This window comes from Yersinia entomophaga (assembly GCF_001656035.1).
In the GTDB taxonomy this organism is placed as follows: Bacteria; Pseudomonadota; Gammaproteobacteria; order Enterobacterales; family Enterobacteriaceae; genus Yersinia; species Yersinia entomophaga.
In genome coordinates this window covers 2,984,455-3,002,305 of record NZ_CP010029.1, presented here as the reverse complement: position 1 = coordinate 3,002,305, position 17,851 = coordinate 2,984,455, and the positions used below count along the sequence as shown (strand labels likewise).

Here is a 17,851-nt window from a genome sequence, read left to right as displayed (position 1 = left end):
TAAATACTGCTCACCTTGGTGGGCAGTATTTTTTTAGCCTGACGCATGGATAGCAAATGAAATTATATTCAATCTCTGAAGCACTGAAAAAATTAATAAGAATCCGCAAAATCCGATGGACGCTATTTTTGTTTATTCTGGGTGGAGCAGTCTATTTTTGGTGGCAACAAGGCACTCTGGTCAGGGAAGAATGGAGTCCCAATCATCAATACGTTATGCGCTTTTATAAGATTACCCAATTGATTCCCTCTATTGGCTCGCCCGGCGACGGCTCTCATTACAGCGGCTACATTAAAATTGAAAATCAGGCCGGTCAGGTTTTTCACACCGAACAGGTTTCGCTGATGGATTTTATTGAAGGCCCACACTGGAGCGATTATGGCGTCTATTGGTTTGGGACCGATTTTAACGATATTGTTGCGCTTCCCACTTCTGCCGCAAAGTAATGCTCTCACTTAGCCAACGCACCAAAAATATTACGTTAATCCTTGGGCATAATGGGTAAATACCGGATGCCCCATAACCACATCAATAAAACAGCTCAATGCCGGTGAATTTAATTTCCGGCTGGGATAAACCAAATACAGTTCATTCCCTTCGGCCAGCCATTCAGGCAACACTTCCACTAATTTTCCCTGCGCGACCTTTTCGCGACTAAGAAAAGCGGGCAGCAAGGTAATTCCACCCGCCGATAGTGTGCACTCAATGGCGTAGAGCAAATTATCGGTGACGTGTAGCTTAGGTAACTGCCAACGGAAATATTCATCCTGATGATTTAATACCAGTTCTGGCCAAGCGCGGTGGGTAATCCAACGATGTTCCTCCAACTGACGCGGATGTAAAATCGGCGGAAATTGAGTCAGATAATCAGGAGAAGCCAGTAAATTGCGGGGCGCATAGCCCAAGCGGCGTCCAATCAATGAAGAATCCTGCGGTTTTCCAGTGCGCAACGCCACATCGAAGCCTTCTTCCACCAAATCCACTTTAACGTCGGAGACCAATACCTCGAGAGAAACATCGGGATATTGTCGTTGAAAATCCGTGGCAATCCGCGCCAGCAAAGTGGCGGCCAGCCCTGCCGGACTGGAAACTCGCAGTCGGCCGCTGGGATTATCCAGCAAGCGCTGTAGGGTTAAATCGGCTCGCTCCGCCGCCTGTAGCATTTCCTGACAGTGAACCAAATAGCGTTCACCGGCGAACGTCAGGCTGATCTGACGCGTGGTTCTATTCAGCAACCGGATACCCAACCGGTGTTCCAACAGGCTAATCCGCTGACTGACGCTGGATTTAGGTAAACCGGCGATGGCCGCCGCCTTGGTAAAACTGCCGCATTCGGCCACTCGCGCAAACAGCGCCATATCCTGTAGCTGCTTAAACATAATTGTTCACCATAGACGAACACTGAGTTATTGATTGTCCATCTTATCACTCTAGTCAATCGGATCTAAACTCAAGGTCTACCTAAAAAGGAGCTAGGCTATGTCTCATTACGCTATTGCAGTTAATCCGCAGAAACCCGCCGATTTCATTCAGATCCCGTGGGATCAGCCAACGCCCAGTGCTTTCGATCTCTTAGTGGAAGTGAAAGCCGCATCGGTTAATCCGGTGGATACCAAAGTCCACGCCGGTCTACAAAAAAATGGCTTACAGCAGCCGCGAGTGCTCGGCTGGGATGCCAGCGGCGTAGTCATTGGCGTAGGTAGCTCGACACAGGGTTTTAGCGTTGGAGATGAAGTCTGGTATGCCGGTGATCTGACGCGTCCTGGCAGCAACGCCACGCATCAATTGGTCGATGCCCGCATCGTGGCGCGTAAACCGAATCGCCTGAACTGGGCAGAAGCCGCTGCCATGCCGTTGACCGCATTGACCGCCTGGGAAGGGCTATTTGAGCATCTAAAAATTCAGGAAGCGCCAGCGGGGAAAACCCTGTTGATCATTGGCGGTGCCGGCGGCGTGGGATCGATAGCCATCTCACTGGCGGCGCTGCGTAGTCAGGTTAACGTGATCGCCACAGCCTCGAACCCAGTCTCTGCAAGCTGGTGTCTGGATCGCGGCGCAGATCTCACCGTCGATTATCGCGATCTAAAAGGAGAACTGGCCAGTAATGGGATCGATAAGGTGGATTATATTTTCTGCCTGAATGACACCGACGGTCACTGGGCGACGATCGGCGACCTCATCGCACCGATGGGCCACATTTGCACCATCGTGGAAAATACTCATCCCCTCGATCAAAGCGCGTTGAAACTGAAAAGTGCCGCTCTGCACTGGGAATTGATGTTTACCCGCAGCATGTTCAACACGCCGGATATGGCGCAACAGGGAGAAATATTGAAACAGGTCGCTCAATATGTCGACGCAGGAGAACTGCGCGGCACGCTGAGTGATACTTTACACGGCCTGACGACTGACACCCTGCACGCGGCGCACCAAAAAGTACTGACTGGACGCATGCAGGGCAAGCTGGTTATCGCTTATTAATTATCATTCTGCAGACTGTTCCGCTCGCTGATCGGTGAGCGGGATAATCGCAGTGGATCGGCGGCCAGCAATTGCTGAACCAATTCAACGCAGCGCAGGAAGCGCTCGTCGTAGTCTGCCGATTCCACGTGAACATATTCAACGTTATTGGCTCTCAGCATATCTTCCAGCAGGCTTTGGAAGGATTTCCGATCGGAAGTACTCCCCAGACTGCGTAAACCGTCGGCCACCCACGGAGTATTATTCTCCAACAGAATCACCAGATCGAAGCGATACTCATCGATCAATGCCTGCACGAAAGGATGCTCCCGCCCTTCGTATTTCTTACAAAATGCCTGAGTCGTGACGAAGTCCGTATCGATAAATGCAACCTTATTGGCGTATTTCACCGCGAAATCCACGTACTGCGCCTGCCCCAAGGCTATTTTGTCGTAATCTGAGTATTGCAACGCCATCTCATCGCCACCCAAATGGGAAAATACGTAATCCCGCCCGTACTCCCAGGCGCTGGTGGTATTGAATATATTGGCTAATTTATTCACCAGCGTCGATTTTCCACTGGACTCCCCGCCGAGGATCGCCACCGTACGGACAAAGAAGGGTTTGACTTCGGTAGGAATATAATCCCAGTAACGGAAAGGATCACGGCGGATCTGACGGCCGCTGATCTTCATAAATGAACGCTGCGGATCGATCAGGATGGTTTCGATACCAAACTGTTCGCGATAGCGCGGCGCATCCTGACTTTCGCTGGAATAGATAAAGCTTGGCACTATGCCTTTTTCTGCCATAAAGGCCTTTACGCCGCGGCTCCAGACATCCCACCCGTGCGGATAGGGTTCGATGCCGTGCTCATCAAATGAGTGAATGCGGATATTTTTTTGATATTTGAACGTTTGCAGCAGCCAGCGCAAACGGTCACTAACCGTTGGCTGTTGTGACATGGAGCTGTTCTCGAACAGTTCCCGATCCCGAGGTTCGTCGTGGCACAGAATGATATGTAGTTCATCTACCTGGCTACAGGCTCGTTGGATCAAATAGATGTGGCCGGTATGCAGCGGGTAAAATTTACCAAACACTACGCCGACCTTTTTCTCGCGGCGAGGGAATTCCAACCCAAGAAAACGATGCAGGGCTTCAAGTTTTTGCGCACTGGGGCTTTTGATTTTATCGTTAAGTAGCTGGCTTAAATATCCTTTGGTCATGCCACTGGCTTCGGCCACTTGCTGTAACGTGCAGCCTTTCTGTTTGATTGCCGTTTTTAAATAATCGAACTGCAGCATACTGCCTCCTGTTTAGCACGCTAAACAAAAATAACACAGTATGCTGCTCAAACAACACGACTAAATGCAGCTTAAAGATCCTCTAGAACCGCCAGCGCGTCGGCCAGTTTTTTCACGCCAAATACCTGCATATTCGGCAGAGGCTTCTTCGGCATGTTGGCGTGCGGCACTATGGCTCGCTTAAAACCGTGCTTCGCCGCCTCGGAAATTCGCTCCTGGCCACTGGGCACCGGGCGAATCTCACCGGCCAGCCCGACTTCGCCAAATACCACTAAATCCTGCGGTAAGGGCCGATCCCGCAAGCTGGATACCAATGACATTAATAACGCCAAATCGGCGCTGGTTTCCGTAACTTTTACCCCACCGACCACGTTAACGAAAACATCCTGATCCGACATTTGCAGGCCGCCGTGACGGTGTAAAACCGCCAGCAAGATAGCCAGTCGATTCTGTTCCAATCCTACTGCTACTCGCCGCGGATTCGACATCATCGAATGATCCACCAGCGCCTGAATCTCAACCAACAGCGGACGTGTCCCTTCCCACACCACCATCACCGAGCTACCGGCAGTGACTTCATCACCCCGGCTGAGGAAAATTGCCGATGGATTACTGACTTCACGTAGCCCTTGTTCCGTCATGGCAAAAACGCCCAACTCATTCACCGCACCAAAGCGGTTTTTATGGCTGCGAAGAGTACGGAAGCGGGAATCGCCGTCGCCATCCAACATCACTGAACAGTCGATACAGTGTTCCAACACTTTCGGACCGGCCAGCGAGCCGTCTTTAGTCACGTGACCAACCATCACTATCGCTACGCCGCGTGTTTTAGCAAAACGTGTTAGATAAGCGGCGGTTTCACGCACCTGCGCCACGCTGCCGGGAGAGGACTGAATATCGGCCATATGCATCACCTGAATGGAGTCGATCACCATCAGCTTAGGCTGTTCTTGCTCTGCAATCAGGCAAATCTGCTCGATGCTAGTTTCCGATAACATATTCAGATTACCGGTGGGCAAACCGAGTCGATGCGCTCGCATCGCCACCTGCTGTAGCGATTCCTCACCGGTGACATACAGGGTTTTCATGCCTTCAGATAGCTTGCACAATACCTGTAACAGCAGGGTACTTTTCCCCGCGCCGGGGTTGCCACCAATCAGAATGGCACTGCCGGGTACCACGCCGCCGCCTAACACCCGATCGAACTCAAGGAAGCCGGTGGTGAAACGCGGCAGCGCTTCCAGACTGATATCTGACAGCTTTTGTACCCGACTGATACCCGCCTCGCCCGCATAGCCACCGAGGCGATCGTTACGCGAAGAAGGCGTTGCCGCAGCCAGACGCACTTCGGTAATGGTATTCCAGGCGTTACAGGCACTGCACTGCCCCTGCCAGCGCGGATAATCTGCGCCGCACTCATTACAAACAAATGCGCGTTTTGGTGCTTTAGCCACGTCTTTTCCTCTGTATTACGATCTAACAATAAATTTAAAATTCAATAGGTTTTAGCGTTGTAACCGCCTATTTTCCTACGGTTTACTGGCGTGACGGCAAACTGAGCGAGCACGCCAGAAACGTAGGGAATTAGCGTTCTTCGTGCTTCAGACTGCCGCTTAAAATACACAGCACGCTCATCAAATCACCGTGCCGAATCGCCACTTTCGCTTTAGCATAAACCTTAGGCTTAGCATGGAACGCCAACCCCAAACCGGCTGCCTGCATCATTTTCAGATCGTTGGCACCGTCGCCGATGGCAATGGTTTGCTGAATCGGAATAGACAGTTTTTCCGCCAGTTTAATCAGTGTGTCGGCTTTGTATTGCGCATCGACAATCGGGCCCAGCACCTGACCGGTCAGTTTGCCGTCACGGATTTCCAGCTCATTGGCGGCTACCGCGTCCAGATGCAGCTTATCCCGCAGATATTCCGCATAATAAGTGAACCCGCCAGAAGCGATAGCCACATGCCAGTTCAGCGCCTGTAATTTCTTCACGAGCGTGACCAACCCCGGCATCAGCGGCAAAGTATCGCGTACCTGTTTCAGAATATTGGCATCGGCTCCTTTCAGCGTACCTACCCGCTGACGCAGGCTGGCAGAGAAATCGAGTTCCCCTTGCATTGCCCGCTCGGTTACAGCGGCCACTTCGTCGCCCACGCCGGCTAATTTGGCTATTTCATCAATACATTCGATCTGAATAGCCGTGGAATCCATATCCATAACCAATAAACCCGGCGTACGCAAATGAGGAATTGCGCCTAGCGGAGCCACATCGAGCCCGCTTTCGTCCGCCAGCGTTTTAATCCGCGGTGTCAGGCTACCAGCCAGACGAATCACCTGATAGTCATCGACGCACCAAGCGGAGACAATCACCATCGCCGCGCCCAAACGGCGTTGAAAATCGGTAATACGTTGTTTATCCAGCTTTCTGCCGTACAACAGCCAACCCGTATGGCCCGCACGATAATCCAGCGGCATAACCTCGTCACCACTCAAAGAAAGCGGCAAACCGGGCCACTGATAAATCTCCGCGGGGAGATCGCAATAGGTCAGACTATTTGACATGAAAAGCTCCTGTAGAAACCCAGAATCGGCAATATATACCCAATAGCCTCACATCACAGCAAAGCTGCGATATAAGCCCAATAATTTCTCGTTGCGGCCAAGCAGCGACTGAGCGAATCCTCAGGAGCTTAGCCCACTAAGCGACTGGGGTGAGCAAAAGCAGCCAACACCGCAGCAGCGAGAAAGATGAAGGGTAAAAACGATGCATCAAGCTATCCTATCGTCCTTGCTTCTGGCAACATAAAGTCATCAAAACGCGTAAGGAACCTGCATGGCCCGGGCTAAATTAAAATTTCGACTGCATCGCACTGCTATCGTACTGATTTGTCTAGCTTTGCTTGTGCTGCTTATGCAGGGCGCATCCTATTTCAGCCTCAGCCACCAGTTGGCACGCTCCGAACAGGTGGAAGAGCTGGCGAAAACGCTGGCGAAACAGGTGGCTTTTAGCCTGTCTCCGATTATGGATAGCAACAATGACGACGTGGATAGCCAGAAGGTCGATGAAGTCCTGAAACAGTTGACGCAGGCGAGTCGCATACTGGATGCCAGTGTGTATTTGATTGACGGCACTTTGGTCGCGGATTCTGGCGAAAAAGTCAAAGTGCGTGACCGGTTGGCGCTGGACGGCAAACGCCCCGGCAGTTATTTCAATCATCAGATTGTGGAGATGATTCCCGGCAAGAACGGGCCTAGCGGCTTTTTGCGCATGACGTTGGATACCCACGTACTGGCAACCGAATCCAAGCAGGTGGATAACACCACCAACTTACTGCGTTTAATGATTCTGGTCGCGCTGGCGGTCGGTATTATTCTGGCCAGAACCTTATTGCAGCATCGCCGTAGCCGCTGGCAGCAATCGCCTTATCTGCTCACTGCCAATACGCCGGTAGAAGAAGACAGCGAATCAGGGGAATCATCCAATGCGGATTCAACTGCCAGCAAATCTACGGAAAGAACCGAGGAATCGCAGGTCAAAAAGTAGGTTCAGGCCATGCGTTGGATACGTGGCGTGAGTGAGCCAACTTTTCCTGCATTTGGCAATGCTATCGCACTGAATTCCAAACAGATAGCTGAATGATCAGCCACTCGAAGCCAAAATATCTCAACCAAACGCTGCGCTTGTAGCCAATGTTCAGGGGTGATATCTGGAACCTGTTGACGCATATAGAAAGAAACAGAGAAACAGAAAGTATTGATAAAAAAAGAGCCGCAGCGGAGTGTGCGGCTCAGAAGAAATTGTAGCCCGGGCTATTACTCTTTATCGCCCAGCAGAACAGATTCCAACGCGATTTCAATCATGTCGTTGAAGGTCGTTTGGCGTTCTTCTGCGGTAGTTTGTTCACCGGTACGGATATGGTCAGAAACGGTACAGATAGTCAGCGCTTTAGCACCAAATTCTGCCGCTACGCCGTAGATACCGGCAGCTTCCATTTCCACGCCCAAAATGCCGTATTTTTCCATTACATCAAACATTTGTGGGTCTGGCGTATAGAATAAATCAGCGGAGAAAATATTACCGACGCGTGCTGGAACGCCTTTGGCTTTAGCGGCGTCAACAGCGTTACGCACCATATCGAAATCAGCGATAGCCGCATAATCGTGATCTTTAAAACGCAGACGGTTAACTTTGGAATCGGTGCAGGCACCCATACCAATCACAACGTCACGCAGTTTTACATCGTTACGAACTGCGCCACATGAACCCACGCGAATGATTTTTTTCACGCCGAAATCGGTGATCAGTTCTTTCGCGTAGATTGAGCAGGATGGAATACCCATACCGTGACCCATTACCGAGATTTTGCGGCCTTTATAAGTACCGGTGAACCCCAGCATGCCACGCACATTGTTAACCTGACGCACGTCTTGCAGGAAGGTTTCTGCGATGAATTTTGCTCGCAGCGGGTCCCCTGGCATCAGGACAACGTCAGCAAAATCACCCATTTCAGCATTGATATGTGGCGTAGCCATAATTATTTTCCTTATAAATCAAAAATATTAAATAAAATCACCGGTCGACCGCCATAAACGGTCCGACGCAGATAATCAAAACATTGGTTTGCCGTAATCCATCGGTGACAAATCAAAATATTTCGCGACGGTCTGGCCGATGTCAGCGAAAGTATCGCGATGACCGAGAGAACCCGGTTTCACTTTGGGACCGTAAACCAGCACTGGAATGTGCTCACGGGTGTGATCGGTACCCGGCCAGGTTGGATCGCAACCGTGGTCAGCGGTGAAGATGATAATGTCGTCATCTTTCACCAATTCCAGCAATTCTGGCAAGCGGCGATCGAACAGTTCCAGCGCGGCGGCATAACCTGCCACATCGCGGCGGTGGCCGTAAGAAGAGTCGAAATCCACGAAGTTGGTAAAGACGATGGCGTTATCGCCCGCTTTCTTCATTTCTTCCAAAGTAGCGTCGAACAAAGCATCAATACCGGTAGCTTTGACTTTGTGAGTGATGCCCACGTGTGCGTAGATATCGGCGATTTTGCCGATAGAAACCACCTCACCCTGTTTCTCATCAACCAGCTTTTTCAAAATGGTTGGCGCTGGCGGTTCAACGGCCAGATCGTGGCGGTTACCAGTACGCTGGAAGTTACCCGGTTTGTCGCCGATAAACGGACGAGCGATAACGCGACCAATGTTGTAGCCGCCTTCGGTTAACTCTTCGCGAGCGATTTCACACAGCTCATACAGACGATCCAGTCCGAAAGTTTCTTCGTGGCAAGCAATCTGGAAAACCGAGTCAGCAGAGGTATAGAAAATCGGCTTGCCGGTTTTCATATGTTCTTCGCCCAACTGATCCAAAATTACAGTACCGGATGAATGGCAGTTGCCTAGGTAGCCCGGCAGGTTGGCGCGCTTAACCAGTTTATCCAGCAATTCCTGCGGGAAACTGTTCTCAACGTCGCTGAAATAGCCCCAATCAAACAGAACTGGCACACCTGCAATTTCCCAATGGCCTGACGGAGTGTCTTTACCGGAAGATAATTCGCTGGCGTAAGCATAGGCACCAATGATGTCAGCATCTTTATCCAGACCCACAGGGAAAGTACCGCAGGATTCTTCAGCGGCTTTACCCAGCCCTAAACGGCTCAGGTTCGGCAACGTCAGCGGGCCTTTACGTCCAATATCAGCATCACCGCGGGCACAGGCTTCAGCGATGTGGCCGAGGGTGTTGGCACCTTCATCGTTAAACTTGCCAGCATCAGCGCTAGCACCGATACCAAATGAGTCTAATACCATAATAAATGTACGTTTCATCATTTTCTCCTGCGTGAACTCACGCTGTGGGAGCAGTACGGCCAACATGCCTTACTGCGCCAAATTCGTAGTGAATAAAGAAAGCTTATTCGGTAATCCGACGATAAACCACCGGCGTTTGTTCTAACGCTTTGTCACCCAGCGTCATGGCCGCGCGTACTGCATCAGCCGCCTGCTGCCAGTCACTTTCATTGTTGGCATGAATCACTGCCAACGGACGTTCGCTATCCATTTTATCGCCCAGACGCGCCATATCGGTCAGGCCAACGCTGTAGTCGATTGAATCGGTAGCACGGCGACGACCGCCGCCCAGCGCTACCACAGACATCCCCAGCGCGCGGGTATCCATCGCGGTGATAATGCCCGGTTTTTCTGCAAAGACCGGTTTGCTCAGCATCGCCACCGGCAAATAGCTGTCGTAACGTTCAACGAAATCAGTCGGGCCTTTCTGAGCCGCAATCATGCGACCAAAGACTTCTGCCGCTTTACCGTTATCCAATACCGCCTGTAGCTTAGCGCGCGCATCGGTTTCGGAGTTCGCCAACCCGCCGGAAAGCAACATTTCGACGCACAGCGCCATCGTCACTTCCAGCAAGCGCGGATTGCGATATTCACCGGTCAGGAAGCGTACGGCTTCACGAACTTCCACACCGTTACCGGCGCTGGATGCCAGCACCTGATTCATATCAGTCAGCAGAGCCGTTGTTTTACAACCCGCGCCGTTGGCAACGCCGACAATCGCCTGCGCCAAATCTGCGGACAGTTGATAGGTTGGCATAAAGGCACCAGAACCGACTTTAACGTCCATCACCAGCGCATCCAGGCCTTCCGCCAGTTTCTTCGCCAGAATAGAAGCGGTAATCAGCGGAATGGAATCCACGGTCGCAGTAATATCGCGAGTGGCGTAAAAACGTTTATCCGCCGGAGCCAATGAACTGGTCTGGCCGATGATTGCGACGCCAACATCCTGAATAATCTTACGGAAAGTATTATCATCCGGGAAAATATCAAAGCCAGGAATGGCCTCCAGCTTATCCAGTGTACCGCCGGTATGGCCCAGGCCACGGCCTGAAATCATAGGAACATAACCGCCGCAAGCCGCTACCATTGGGCCGAGCATTAACGAAGTCACATCGCCAACGCCACCGGTAGAATGCTTATCCACAATAGGGCCATTCAGCTTGAGACTTTTCCAGTCCAGCACGGTACCGGAATCGCGCATTGCCATAGTCAGCGCCACGCGTTCAGGCATGCTCATATCATGAAAATAAATGGTCATCGCCAAAGCGGCGATCTGCCCTTCGGAAACAACATTGTCGCGAATACCATTGATGAAGAAACGAATTTCTTCTTCGCTCAACGGCAGACCGTCGCGTTTTTTACGAATAATTTCTTGTGCCAGAAACAAGGCATCCCCCTGCTTGACCTGAATGGGAAATCGAAAAGCGCATTGTGCCTTTTCAGCAATAGCAACACGGCGGGCGCAGTGCCCGTCGTGCATCTGCAATAATTAATAACCGCCGGGTTTGGCTGTGCTGTGATGACCTAAAGTGGTCAGCAAGCTGGCTAACAGGCTGGATGCACCGAAGCGGAAATGGCGCGCATCCGCCCAACCTTCGCCCATGATACCGTCCGCCAGTTTCAGGAATGCAGCCGCGTCTTCTGCAGTACGCACACCGCCAGCAGGTTTGAAGCCGACTTCTTTGCCTACGCCCAAATCGTGAATGGTGCGAATCATGATTTCCGCACTTTCCAGCGTCGCGTTCACCGGTACTTTCCCGGTTGAGGTTTTAATGAAATCAGCGCCCGCTTTAATCGCAATTTCAGAAGCCTGACGGATCAAATGTTGCTGTTTCAATTCACCGGTTTCGATGATGACTTTCAGCAATACGTTGGCGGCGGCACAGGCCTCTTTGCACACTTTTACCAGCTCGAAGCCCACTTTATCGTTACCAGCCATCAGCGCGCGATATGGGAACACCACGTCTACTTCATCGGCGCCGTAGGCAATAGCCGCGCGGGTCTCGGTCAAAGCAATGTCGATATCGTCATTGCCATGCGGGAAATTGGTCACTGTGGCAATACGGATCTCAGGGGTACCCTGTTCCCGTAGCGTTTTACGAGCAATCGGAATAAAACGAGGATAAATGCAGACAGCCGCAGTATGACCCGCAGGGGTTTTTGCCTGATGACAAAGATCGATAACCTTTTGATCGGTATCGTCGTCATTCAGAGTGGTCAAATCCATCAAACTGAGCGCACGTTTCGCGCTGGCGGTTAAATCGGTCATAAAACTCTCCAACTCTATTTCAGCTTCGGCACCGCGCCAAAACCGAGCATTCATTTATGAACTGACGGCAATTTCCTATGGAAATTCCAGGCCATGCAGCTCAACACGTTGGCGAGCGGACTTGGTTCCTTGAAGATAGCGCCCTTGGGATTTGCTCCCGCAGCGGCAACTGAGATCCATCTCACCGCACTTAGCTTTTCCACAAGAAAAGCCAGCTGTCTCTATTTGAGCATGAAGCGCTCAAATGAGATGTGTTAATACTCACATTAATTAATAGTTATTTGTAACAGGTCTGAATTATATGTGAATTGAGTCACAAAATAACCTGATTTATCGATAAGTGCAGACTATCTTTCGCTCTCGCATCAAGAATAGCCTATTCATCTAATTCCGTGCGACGACGGTGATGACAATACGCACAAACGGCCTGAGTCACCGGAAGGGAAAAACAGGCTGGCGGGTGATAACCGTCCCCGCCAGCACGCTATTCTACAAACAATCTACCTTTGCAGAATATTATATTTTACAAATCGATATGAATTACAGAGCCAGGAAGAAACCGGCAATGGTGGCGCTCATCAGATTAGATAAAGTCCCTGCTGCCACCGCTTTCAAACCGAAACGAGCAATGTCATGACGGCGATTCGGCGCCATGCTGCCCAGACCGCCCAACAGAATTGCCACGGATGAAAGGTTGGCAAAACCGCACAGAGCAAAAGAAATAATGGCTTTGGTATGATCGGAAAGTACTGGCAAACCAGCGGCAATAACCAACTCATCGGCTTTCAAATACTGACCGAAGTTCATAAAGGCCACGAATTCATTGACGATAATCTTCTGACCGATAAAGGAACCCGCCACCGTCGCTTCGCTCCACGGCACGCCAATCAGGAAAGCAATTGGCGAGAATACCCAGCCTAGAATCAATTCCAGCGAGAGCTGCGGATAATCAAACCAGCCGCCAATACCGCCTAAAATGCCGTTCAACAAAGCGATTAACGCGATGAATGCCAACAGCATTGCACCCACGTTCAACGCCAATTGCATACCGGAAGCCGCACCGGTTGCCGCTGCATCGATGACGTTCGCTGGGCGATCGGCTTCAGGAATCAGCTTGGTTGCATCTTCGTGATCGTGCGTTTTTTCAGTTTCCGGCACCATCAATTTGGCAAACAGCAAGCCACCTGGCGCGGCCATAAAGGACGCGGCAATCAGGTATTCCAACGGCACGCCCATTTGCGCATAACCCGCCAATACTGAACCCGCAACCGACGCCAGGCCACCGCACATCACGGCAAACAGCTCAGATTGTGTCATGGTAGAGATGTACGGACGTACCACCAACGGCGCTTCTGTCTGACCAACGAAGATATTCGCGGTAGCCGACAGGGATTCAGTGCGGGAAGTCCCCAGCAGTTTTTGCAGGCCGCCACCCAGTACGCGAATCACCAGCTGCATGATTCCGAGGTAATAAAGTACCGCGATCAGTGAGGAGAAAAAGACGATAACCGGCAGAACGCGCAGGGCGAAAACAAAGCCACCGCCGCCGAAAACTTCAAACATCTTGTCGGAGACCAGTCCGCCGAAAATAAATGAAATCCCTTCGTTACCATAGGCGATCACATTCGCTACGCCTTCGGACATTCCGCCCAAAATACGGCGACCGATCGGCACATACAAAACCAATGCTCCGACGCCAATCTGGATAATAAAAGCGCCTACGACGGTGCGGATATTAATAGCCCTAAAGTTACTCGAGAGTAAGACAGCAATTAATATCAGTACCGCCATCCCGACCAAACTCATGATGGGTTGCATCTGATGTTCCCTGTGTATGTATTAAATGGAGAATGACACGATTTAATATGCGTTCAGACCACATATTTCTTTTTTGAATTCGGGGGGATTATAGCGTCATGGCTCAAATCGCAAACAATCCCTGTCACAAATAAACACACAAAGAAGCAACCAAATGACTGGAAACGTGATCAGATTCACATAATTATAGCCGTTATTAGTAGTTAGGATGTTACCACGCTAAGTAACTCATTCAGGGGCTTCAATGACGTTCAGCCCGTTGTTAGCCATCCGTTCATTTTTCGTTGCAGCCACGCGGCAGCTGAGTGAGTGGTTGGGAGCTTAGCCGACTAAGTCTCGGGGATGAATGGAGGTAGTCAGCACAACTGCGCGGTGAAATGAAAGGTATTACGCCGGAGGAAGATTAAACAAACGCACACTGTTGGCATAAAGCTGCTGCGCAATGACATCCGCTGGTTCGGATCGTAATTCACACAGCACAGTGAACACGTCCGCCGTGCGTTCAGGGCGATTCGGTTGTCCCTGAAAACCGGCCAGCGGCATATCCGGCGCATCGGTTTCCAGCAACAGCGCTTCCAGCGGTAACTCGGCCATCACTTTTCTGGTTTTCTGCGCTCGCTCATAGCTAATAGTGCCACCCACGCCGATGTAATAGCCTAATTTAATAAACGCCTGCGCTTGTACCAGACTGCCGGCAAAACCATGTACTACACCGGTGCGCGGCAGATCGGCTTTACGCAGCGCCGCGGCCAGTTGATCGTGAGTGCGGCGAGAATGCAAAATCACTGGTAAATCATACCGTTTAGCTAATTTAAGCTGCGCTTGTAATAACGCCAATTGGCGAGAGAACTGCGGATTTTCCATATACAGATCCAGCCCAATCTCGCCCACTGCAACCACTTTTGGCGATCTCTGCGACAGCCGCTGATCCAGTAAAGTCAGATGCGGCTCCTGATGCCTGTCGATATACAGCGGGTGCATTCCCAGAGCGGCAAACAGCGCCGGATAATCATTAGCTAAAGCCTGTATGCGATCGAAATATTCGGCTTCTACAGCGGGTACAATGATTTGCCGAACGTTCGCCTGCGCAGCCGATGTCAGACTAGCCACCTCCGCTCCGCTAAACGGCGGAAAATCGAAATGACAGTGAGTATCAATAAAATAAGCTGCGCTGCTGTTAGAACCTGACATTACGCCTTATCACCTTTAGATTTTTTTGCTTTGACCGGTGGAGTGAAATCAGAAATCACCTGCGCCACTTTATTTCTAAGCTTAGCCGGTAAAATAAGCCCCTTTGCTAACGGCATATTCTCGGCGGGTAAGATTTTCCCCGTTTCAGCAAATTGACCCGATTCAGTCAGCAATGACGAGGCTACAATTTCAGGCTGAATGTCATGGCGGGGTTTAATTAAACGACGAGAGAAAACCACCTTACTCTTATCATCCGGCCTTTTATCTCGAGGCAATAACCAGTGGCCCACGGTTGCTAAAAAATAACGACCACAGCGGCGTCCCAAATGATAATCCCGATTTAGCGAAGCTATTTTACTGCCCAAAGCGTTACTGGCTAGCGGCTTAGGTGGGAAAATTTCAAACACCCGTAATTTCCCCGGCGGCTTTTCAATAAACTTTTGAATGCGATGATAGCTATGCTCGTGTTGCTGCATAATTCGCACCATTTGTTGCAGGCTGCTTTCGCTAAACCAATGCTCCATGCGCTTCATCCACTGCGGGGTGTAATACATTTGCGAAGGCACTGTGCGAATCACGACAATGGTATCTGCGCCGCGACGATGAGCTTCCTCCACCGGTATGGCATCGCTGATACCACCGTCCAGATAACTGATTCCATCCATTTCCACCCCTGAACGATAAAATCCAGGAATGGCGCTGGAGGCTTTAATCGCCGGCAGCCAGTTTTCTCTATTGGGCGCGATATAAGTCGGCGTGAAATCATCGCTGCGGCAGGCGCACATCAAGAATTCACGTCCATTGGACAAATGCTTTTCCGCATGATCAATAGCTAGCGGCAATTGCTCAGAGGTGATATTGACCAGCCAATCGAGATCGATCAGGTGGCCGCCACGAACAAAGCGCAAAGGATTAAAGAAATTCGCACTGGTGGTATAACGCGTGATAACCCGACGAGCATAGCCCGGCTGGTCACAGATGAAAGCGGATAGATTCTGCGCACCGGCGGAAGTACCTATCATTAAATCGAATGGATTAAAGCGGGCTCGCTGAAATTCATCCAGCACCCCGGCGGTAAAAATCCCCCGCTGCCCGCCCCCTTCACATACCAACGCCATTTTCCCGGGCTGATAGGGTTTGTACGCTAATGGCTCAATATTGCCCAGCGTGATAGGTATTCTGTGTCCCACCATCCATCCTTAGTGAGTAGCAATAGACCCCGAGAATAGCTTGTCTTACGCGCTTTCGTTAATCTTCTTGTAAAGAATCATTGCTGATAGCCAGTTTTACGCCCAGTAAATCACCGATTAACATCGGAAAAACAGACTCTTTTTGCTAATGATGTCGTCTTAATTCGCTATTGGTGGTTTCTTAAATAGCTTCATTTGGCCCATTAAAAAGCCGCTGTTAATGACAGCGGCTTTCCAGCATAAAAACAAGAATGTAAAAATCTTCCTACGCTAGCTAAAGACGTTTACGTCCGGTAAACAAACTGATTAAGAAGAGTATGATACCGACGACGAATACCACTTTGGCGGCCCAGGCCGCCGTACCGGCTAACCCACCGAAACCCAGCGCCGCAGCAATCAACGCTATTACCAGAAAAATAATGCCCCAACGAAACATAAGCCCTCTCCTTCCATCCGTATCTCAATAAAATTGACCCGCTGTAGTGCTGAACAACACGCTTACTGTGGTATTTGTAGCTTCAAAAAGCCCCATCCATAGAGCGCTTCAGCAACGACTAACGGGTCAACTCTGGGTTTTAAGCTCTTCAGAACGGCCTGCTACTCCACAGACCGTCTGTGGAAGTATTAAGGCTTAATGTTCAGATCGTTTTTTACACTTTTCACACCGTCGATGGCTTTCGCGATGCTTTCAGCCCGCTCAGCTTGCGCTTTATTTTCTACGTCGCCCGTCAATAGGACGACACCAGCGGTGGTTTCTACGGTAATTTTGCGCGATGGAACGATATCATCGGCCAACAGTTTGGCTTTTACTTTGCTGGTCGTGGTTGCGTCACCGGCATATTCACCAACTGATTGTGTTTTCTGATCTTTTACATGCAGCTTATCACTGACAGATTTCACGCCTTCTACCTTGCTTGCGACAGCAACCGCACGCTCGGCTTCAGCCTGGCTGGATACAAAACCACTCAGAACAACAACGCCATTTTCAGTTTTCACCGAGATATCGCCGCTCTTAATAGTTTTATCCTCAACTAATGCACTTTTAACTTTAGCCGTAGTTGCGCTCTCATCCATGTAATTATCAACTTTTTTCATGGAGCTATCGATTTTCGCACCGGTGCTGTCTATCGTGCTGGATGCTTTATTGAGTAAAGTGTCTTCAGCCATTACGCTTCCGCTAACCAACGCAGAACCTAAAACAACAGCCATCACTGAACGTGCAAATGTAGTGTTTTTCATCGATTTTTCCTTTTTGGTGTGAAGCCAGTCAGTGTCAGTTGTTTCGCCACCGTTTTCGTGGCTCACTCAATGGATACTTCACAATTACTGTAGCTTCAATATTTCCAAACGGGCAAAAATTGAGCTTGCTCGGTCAGACATACTGCAATTGCAATCCACAATTGCGATGCCTGCCTAAAACACCATTAAATTCAGCCATAAACAAAGTCCGGATTAACAAACTGAAGCAAAACTGCCTGCTACAACTGACAATAACGCTTAATCCAGAGCACATTTTCGCTTACTGACTGATTTAACAGAATTAAACCTGTCGTTTGGCAATGAACAAACAAAAGCTTAACTGATTGATTCAGAATACTGTTTTTATCTGAACGATTGCCTAACACGCTTATAAATATAGACCACAGATAAAAAAAGACAGTAGGAATCCGCCTAAAGGGGCAACATCGGAAGATTAGTAGGATGAATCTTAGAGGTATAAATGATGAGGAAAACTAAAGATTCGGGGCAGTGGATGCCCCGAATTA

Annotated in this window: 16 protein-coding genes; 3 read left to right on the top strand and 13 right to left on the bottom strand. The window is 50.2% G+C overall.

Going from position 1 to position 17,851, the window contains the following annotated elements:
• The first annotated feature begins 56 nt into the window (after window positions 1-56).
• A complete protein-coding gene (locus PL78_RS13640) occupies window positions 57-446 on the top strand; it encodes a hypothetical protein (protein WP_064516300.1) in 390 nt (129 codons plus the stop codon).
• A 30-nt stretch (window positions 447-476) separates the two neighbouring features.
• On the opposite strand, the gene PL78_RS13635 is transcribed toward PL78_RS13640, so the two are convergent.
• Window positions 477-1,379, bottom strand: a complete 903-nt coding sequence (locus tag PL78_RS13635) for a LysR family transcriptional regulator (protein ID WP_064516298.1) — start codon at window positions 1,377-1,379, stop codon at window positions 477-479.
• A gap of 100 nt (window positions 1,380-1,479) precedes the next feature.
• Between PL78_RS13635 and PL78_RS13630 the strand changes: the two genes are divergently transcribed.
• The gene (locus tag PL78_RS13630; protein ID WP_064516296.1) at window positions 1,480-2,481 is read left to right on the top strand and encodes a zinc-binding alcohol dehydrogenase family protein; all 1,002 of its coding nucleotides are present in this window, start codon (window positions 1,480-1,482) and stop codon (window positions 2,479-2,481) included.
• On the opposite strand, the gene nadR is transcribed toward PL78_RS13630, so the two are convergent.
• The 3 genes from nadR to serB form a co-directional block, all read right to left on the bottom strand.
• Complete coding sequence (gene nadR / locus PL78_RS13625; RefSeq protein WP_064516294.1) at window positions 2,478-3,764, bottom strand: multifunctional transcriptional regulator/nicotinamide-nucleotide adenylyltransferase/ribosylnicotinamide kinase NadR; 1,287 nt, start codon at window positions 3,762-3,764, stop codon at window positions 2,478-2,480. The two genes, PL78_RS13630 and nadR, sit on opposite strands and share 4 nt — an antisense overlap.
• Window positions 3,765-3,835: 71 nt before the next feature.
• Complete coding sequence (gene radA / locus PL78_RS13620; protein WP_049599006.1) at window positions 3,836-5,218, bottom strand: DNA repair protein RadA; 1,383 nt, start codon at window positions 5,216-5,218, stop codon at window positions 3,836-3,838.
• A gap of 130 nt (window positions 5,219-5,348) precedes the next feature.
• On the bottom strand, window positions 5,349-6,326 hold the full coding sequence (gene serB / locus PL78_RS13615; RefSeq protein WP_049599009.1) for a phosphoserine phosphatase: 978 nt from the start codon (window positions 6,324-6,326) through the stop codon (window positions 5,349-5,351).
• Between the two features lie 271 nt (window positions 6,327-6,597).
• Here serB and PL78_RS13610 point away from each other — a divergent pair, with 271 nt between their 5' ends.
• Window positions 6,598-7,308, top strand: coding sequence for a YtjB family periplasmic protein (locus PL78_RS13610; RefSeq protein ID WP_064516292.1), 711 nt, complete (start codon window positions 6,598-6,600; stop codon window positions 7,306-7,308).
• A gap of 269 nt (window positions 7,309-7,577) precedes the next feature.
• Here the strand turns inward: PL78_RS13610 and deoD are convergent, their stop codons facing one another.
• From deoD to osmY, 9 genes are all read right to left on the bottom strand, one after another.
• Complete coding sequence (gene deoD / locus PL78_RS13605) at window positions 7,578-8,297, bottom strand: purine-nucleoside phosphorylase (protein WP_049599015.1); 720 nt, start codon at window positions 8,295-8,297, stop codon at window positions 7,578-7,580.
• Between the two features lie 75 nt (window positions 8,298-8,372).
• Window positions 8,373-9,596 (bottom strand): phosphopentomutase, encoded by a 1,224-nt coding sequence (gene deoB / locus PL78_RS13600; protein WP_064518437.1) that lies wholly within the window; start codon window positions 9,594-9,596, stop codon window positions 8,373-8,375.
• Window positions 9,597-9,681: 85 nt separating this feature from the next.
• On the bottom strand, window positions 9,682-11,004 hold the full coding sequence (deoA, locus tag PL78_RS13595; protein WP_064518435.1) for a thymidine phosphorylase: 1,323 nt from the start codon (window positions 11,002-11,004) through the stop codon (window positions 9,682-9,684).
• A 102-nt stretch (window positions 11,005-11,106) separates the two neighbouring features.
• The gene (deoC, locus tag PL78_RS13590) at window positions 11,107-11,886 is read right to left on the bottom strand and encodes a deoxyribose-phosphate aldolase (protein WP_064518433.1); all 780 of its coding nucleotides are present in this window, start codon (window positions 11,884-11,886) and stop codon (window positions 11,107-11,109) included.
• A 540-nt stretch (window positions 11,887-12,426) separates the two neighbouring features.
• Window positions 12,427-13,692: a NupC/NupG family nucleoside CNT transporter gene (locus PL78_RS13585; RefSeq protein WP_179207938.1), complete on the bottom strand. Its 1,266-nt coding sequence runs from the start codon at window positions 13,690-13,692 to the stop codon at window positions 12,427-12,429.
• 399 nt (window positions 13,693-14,091) lie between these two features.
• Entirely contained in the window at window positions 14,092-14,895 is an 804-nt protein-coding gene (locus PL78_RS13580) for a TatD family hydrolase (protein WP_064516288.1), read from the bottom strand.
• Window positions 14,895-16,088: a patatin-like phospholipase family protein gene (locus PL78_RS13575; RefSeq protein WP_064516286.1), complete on the bottom strand. Its 1,194-nt coding sequence runs from the start codon at window positions 16,086-16,088 to the stop codon at window positions 14,895-14,897. The genes PL78_RS13580 and PL78_RS13575 overlap by 1 nt, the downstream gene beginning before the upstream one ends.
• A gap of 271 nt (window positions 16,089-16,359) precedes the next feature.
• Window positions 16,360-16,521 (bottom strand): DUF1328 domain-containing protein, encoded by a 162-nt coding sequence (locus tag PL78_RS13570; protein ID WP_004389381.1) that lies wholly within the window; start codon window positions 16,519-16,521, stop codon window positions 16,360-16,362.
• Between the two features lie 188 nt (window positions 16,522-16,709).
• Window positions 16,710-17,324 carry a molecular chaperone OsmY gene (osmY, locus tag PL78_RS13565; RefSeq protein WP_064516283.1) on the bottom strand — a complete coding sequence of 205 codons (615 nt, stop codon included), beginning with the start codon at window positions 17,322-17,324 and terminating at the stop codon, window positions 16,710-16,712.
• Window positions 17,325-17,851: the final 527 nt, after the last annotated feature.

Excerpts from the sequence above, each read along its gene's own strand:
- PL78_RS13640 (WP_064516300.1), top strand. The coding sequence starts at position 57 with ATGAAATTATATTCAATCTCTGAAGCACTGAAAAAATTAATAAGAATC.
- PL78_RS13635 (WP_064516298.1), bottom strand. The coding sequence starts at position 1,379 with ATGTTTAAGCAGCTACAGGATATGGCGCTGTTTGCGCGAGTGGCCGAA.
- PL78_RS13630 (WP_064516296.1), top strand. The coding sequence starts at position 1,480 with ATGTCTCATTACGCTATTGCAGTTAATCCGCAGAAACCCGCCGATTTC.
- nadR (WP_064516294.1), bottom strand. The coding sequence starts at position 3,764 with ATGCTGCAGTTCGATTATTTAAAAACGGCAATCAAACAGAAAGGCTGC.
- serB (WP_049599009.1), bottom strand. The coding sequence starts at position 6,326 with ATGTCAAATAGTCTGACCTATTGCGATCTCCCCGCGGAGATTTATCAG.
- PL78_RS13610 (WP_064516292.1), top strand. The coding sequence starts at position 6,598 with ATGGCCCGGGCTAAATTAAAATTTCGACTGCATCGCACTGCTATCGTA.
- deoD (WP_049599015.1), bottom strand. The coding sequence starts at position 8,297 with ATGGCTACGCCACATATCAATGCTGAAATGGGTGATTTTGCTGACGTT.
- deoB (WP_064518437.1), bottom strand. The coding sequence starts at position 9,596 with ATGAAACGTACATTTATTATGGTATTAGACTCATTTGGTATCGGTGCT.
- deoC (WP_064518433.1), bottom strand. The coding sequence starts at position 11,886 with ATGACCGATTTAACCGCCAGCGCGAAACGTGCGCTCAGTTTGATGGAT.
- PL78_RS13585 (WP_179207938.1), bottom strand. The coding sequence starts at position 13,692 with ATGAGTTTGGTCGGGATGGCGGTACTGATATTAATTGCTGTCTTACTC.
- PL78_RS13580 (WP_064516288.1), bottom strand. The coding sequence starts at position 14,895 with ATGTCAGGTTCTAACAGCAGCGCAGCTTATTTTATTGATACTCACTGT.
- PL78_RS13575 (WP_064516286.1), bottom strand. The coding sequence starts at position 16,088 with ATGGTGGGACACAGAATACCTATCACGCTGGGCAATATTGAGCCATTA.
- PL78_RS13570 (WP_004389381.1), bottom strand. The coding sequence starts at position 16,521 with ATGTTTCGTTGGGGCATTATTTTTCTGGTAATAGCGTTGATTGCTGCG.
- osmY (WP_064516283.1), bottom strand. The coding sequence starts at position 17,324 with ATGAAAAACACTACATTTGCACGTTCAGTGATGGCTGTTGTTTTAGGT.